Annotated in this window: 2 protein-coding genes and 1 pseudogene; 2 read left to right on the top strand and 1 reads right to left on the bottom strand. The window is 72.3% G+C overall.

What is annotated here, in order from left to right:
• Window positions 1-620 (top strand): annotated as a pseudogene (locus tag VR44_RS11490) (hypothetical protein); the annotation flags it as partial.
• A gap of 488 nt (window positions 621-1108) precedes the next feature.
• On the opposite strand, the gene VR44_RS11485 reads toward VR44_RS11490, so the two are convergent.
• A complete protein-coding gene (locus tag VR44_RS11485) occupies window positions 1109-1441 on the bottom strand; it encodes a hypothetical protein (RefSeq protein WP_052713556.1) in 333 nt (110 codons plus the stop codon).
• An 814-nt stretch (window positions 1442-2255) separates the two neighbouring features.
• Between VR44_RS11485 and VR44_RS11480 the strand changes: the two genes are divergently transcribed.
• On the top strand, window positions 2256-4179 hold a 1924-nt coding region (locus VR44_RS11480), incomplete at its 3' end, for a pyruvate, phosphate dikinase (RefSeq protein WP_045947338.1).

Below are 4179 nucleotides of genomic sequence, written 5' to 3'. Positions count from 1 at the left end.
ACGGCGAGGAGGCCGAGGACGTGGTCGGAGCCGCCGCCGCTCCCGCCGGAGTACCCGGTGCAGTCGACCCGCAGGGTGTGGTCGGGGTGATCGGCGGCTGGGAGACTGGTGTAAAGGCCACCAGGAAGCCGAGAACCGGTGGCTGGCCGTGGAGGCCCCAGTGGGAGGAACTGGCCCGGCTGCGGGTCGAGTTGGAGCACCGCGGGCTGCTGCGGGAGTGGGGTCCCGTCCCCGCCGACCCCCCGAGGGCGGGTCAGACGGCGGGCGTGACGGGACCGCACGCCGGTCCGGGGCTCACCAGCCGCCTGGTCATCGCCCTGCCCGAGACGCGGTGGGCCCCGCTCGTGCGGGGCGTCCACTGGACCAATCAGCCGCATGTCGAGGCGCTCCAGGCCTGGGCCGACCGGTGGGGGGCCGGACCCGCCGCCGAAGACGGCGCCGCCGCCCTCAGGATCTACCAGGACGGCGACGAGCACTTCACGGCTGGGTTCACCGCTCGATGGTCTAACCGCGCGCCACCGCGCCTGGTCCGCTACGGGACGTCAACGACGTCGGCCGGGTCCGTACGCGCAGCGGCCACCCGACTGCTGGACGTGACCGGCTGGGGTTCGCTGGACTGAATAACCCCGGCTATCCCCGTTGTTGTGTAACATGTATCAGAATGCAGTGAACCCCCGATAATTGCCGTGGCTGCGGGGGCGTAGCCGCGTGTGGGAGAGTCGGCGGGTGTACGGGTCGGACCGGCTGACCCGGGTCCGGTGCCGGGCCGCGCCGCGCCGCGCCGCAACAGCATTGTTTCCAGGAACCCGGGGCACGGCTTCCACCGTTACCCCGTTGACGCCCTGGAAATTCTGATTGTTGCCACCGAGGCCAATCATTGAGACTTTGTCCAAGGTGTTTGTTCCGTCATCGGCCGAGGCCGCTCCGGCCGAAACGAGGACAGCAGTCCTGGGCACCGGCCCTCGCACCGAAACCCCCTGCCGCGCAGCCATGGCCGGCCGCCGGGCCCGCCTCGCCACCGAGTCGGCCGAGGCCCCGCAAGCGGGTGCCGAGGGGCCTGCCGTCGTGTGGCCGCCCCGCCAGCGCGCGGCCACACGATGTGCCGGGTTCAGGAGAAGATGACCGAACGCAGCTTGAGGCGGTTGCCGAGCACCCTGCCCGGGGCGATGACGTAGTAGGTGTCGCCCGCGCAGTCGAAGTCGAGGAAGGCCGTGGCCGTCGCGTTGGTGAGGTTCTTCGGGGCGTAGGCCGGGTCGGTCTCCGTGGCTCCGTACAGGTTGTGGCACACGCGGCTTTCCGGGTCCGCGATTCCGGCGGGGATGCCGGGAAGCGGGCCGGTCGAGTACAGGAACTCACCGACGGCCGCGTTGGCGGACGAGGGGATGGCCACCATGAGGGACAGCGCACCGACGGCGCTGATCACGGCACGGCGCAGTACCATTGTCGATTCCTTTCGGGATGCGGGCACACGAAACGTCAATGCGGGCGCTTTGCTTTCCGGCATGCGAACGTCACCAATCTCCCGGCACGGACGCCGGCAGCATCGGCGACACCCCGCAGCAGGACAGACCAGAACCGAAAATTCATACGCAGGTGTCACCAGCCCACGGTGCTCCTCGTGCCTGTCGTCGACGTACACGTGCCCCGGCCGAGGCCCCGGCTCGGGATCATCCCGGTCCGACCGGGACACCCGCCGAGTCCCGCGCCCAGGCCGGGGGCGCCGGTCTGCCTTCGGCACAGGTGAAGCGCGGCTACCGGCCGCTCATACCGGTGCCTGCCCGCGCGGGGGCTCGCCGGGCCGAGGGTGACCCCGGCAACCGCTGGAGGTGATCGACGTGGAGCCCGGACGCGCGATGGCGGCTGGGACGGGAGCGAGGCGCCGCACGCCTGGATGAACCGGGGATTCCCGTCCCTGTGGTGAACGGCCCGCGGCTGCGGGGCGGTCAGCCGACACGCTCCGCTTCCGCCCCGGCGGGGGCGGCCGTGGGTGAGGGTGGTGCAGCGCAGGCCTCCTGGCCGGCCCTCCCCTGCCTCTGCGGGTCGGACCGGGTGCGGGGTGTCGGTGCCGGGTCAGCCGGGGTTCCGGTCGACCTGCCCGGGGCAGTGCCGTGTGGCGGCGGTGCGACGTTCGCCGGGGCGCCGCCGACGGGACCGGTGGGGTCCCGGCGGGGACCACTGGGCCCTTCCGCAGGAGGGAGCCCCGGGCTCAGGGTGGAGGTGACGACCGGCATCCCTCGAAAAAACGGGCAGGCACGATGACGACCTACGTGTACGGCTTCAGCCAGGGCAGCCGGGAGATGGCCGGGCTGCTCGGCGGCAAGGGTGCCAACCTCGCGGAGATGGCCCGCATGGGTCTGCCCGTGCCGCCGGGTTTCACGGTCACCACCGAGGCCTGCCGGGTGTTCCTCGCCACCGGTGAGCCGCCGCCGGAGCTCGAAGGCCAGCTCGCCCGGCACCTGGCGGCCCTGGAGCGGGCGGCGGGCAGGCGGCTCGGGCAGGTCGACGACCCGCTGCTGCTGTCCGTACGGTCCGGGGCCCGGTTCTCGATGCCCGGGATGATGGACACGATCCTCGACATCGGCCTGAACGACCTCTCGGTCCTGGGGCTCGGCAAGACGCCGGAGCGCGAGCGGTTCGCCTGGGACTCCTACCGGCGCCTCGTGCAGATGTTCGGCAGTGCGGTCATGGGGGTGGACAGCGCGCTGTTCGAGGCCCTGGCCGACGGGCTGGAGCGGCAGCACAAGGTGGCCGACGACAGCCGGCTCGACACCGTGGACCTGATCCGGCTGGTCGAGGCCTTCAAGGACCTGATCGCGGAACGGACCGGTGAGGAGTTCCCCCAGGATCCGTCCGAGCAGCTGCGGCGCGCGGTCCTCGCCGTCTTCTCCTCCTGGGACGGCGAACGGGCCAGGATCTACCGCCGCCGCGAGCACATCCCCGACGACCTGGGAACCGCCGTCAGCATCCAGACGATGGTCTTCGGCAACCTGGGGCCCGACTCCGGGAGCGGCGTCGCCTTCACCCGCGACCCGGCCACCGGGCGGCCAGGGGCCTACGGGGAGGCCTACGGGGACTACCTGCCCAACGCCCAGGGTGAGGACGTCGTGGCCGGCGTCCGCAACACCGTGTCCCTCCAACAGCTGGCGGACCTCGATCCCGGCTCGTACAAGGAGCTGTGCGCCCACATGGACCGCCTGGAGGCCCACTACCAGGACATGTGCGACATCGAGTTCACCATCGAGCGCGGGAAGCTGTGGATGCTCCAGACCCGCGTCGGCAAGCGCACCGCCCAGGCCGCCTTCGCAGTCGCCGCCCAGCTGGCCGACGAGGGCCTGATCTCCCCGCAGGAGGCACTGGCCCGGGTCGACGGGGACGCCCTGGCCCACCTGATGTTCCCGCGCTTCGACACCTCGGACCCGGACGTGGGCGCGGTGGTCGCGCGGGGGGTTCCCGCGTCGCCGGGAGCCGCCGTGGGAGCGGTGGTGTTCGACTCGGCCGAGGCGGTCCGCCGGGACGGGGCCGGCGAACGGGTGGTCCTCGTACGGCAGGAAACCACCCCCGACGACCTCCCCGGCATGATCGCCGCCCAGGCGGTGCTGACCGCCCGGGGCGGCAAGACCAGCCATGCGGCCGTCGTCGCGCGGGGCATGGGCAAGGTCTGCGTGTGCGGGGCGCAAGGCATCACGGTCGACCCGGTGGAGCGGAGCTTCACGACCGCGGACGGGGTCACCGTCACCGAGGGCACGGTCGTCTCCGTGGACGGCACCGACGGCGTGGTGCGGCTGGGCGCTGTGCCGCTGGCCGAGTCGGAGGTCATGCGGTACTTCGAGGCCGGCGGACGGGCACCCGACGGCGAAGCCCAGCAGGTCGTCCGTGACGTGCACCGCATGATGGCCCTGGCGGACTCGGCGCGGCGCCTGGAGGTACGGGCCAACGCAGACACGCCCGAGGACGCTGCCCGGGCCCGGCGGTTCGGCGCCCGGGGAATCGGCCTGTGCCGGACCGAGCACATGTTCCTCGGCGACCGGCGCCCCTTGGTCGAGGCCGTGATCCTGGCCGACAGCGCTGCCGGGCGCACGCAGGCCCTCGCAGCGCTGCTGCCCCTGCAACGGCAGGACTTCACCGGCATCCTGGAGGCGATGGACGGGCTGCCGGTCACCGTCAGGCTGCTGGACCCGC

This window comes from Streptomyces katrae (assembly GCF_000966975.1).
In the GTDB taxonomy this organism is placed as follows: Bacteria; Actinomycetota; Actinomycetes; order Streptomycetales; family Streptomycetaceae; genus Streptomyces; species Streptomyces katrae.
The sequence above is the reverse complement of the archived record's forward strand: the minus strand, read 5'-3'. Positions and strand labels throughout refer to the sequence as shown.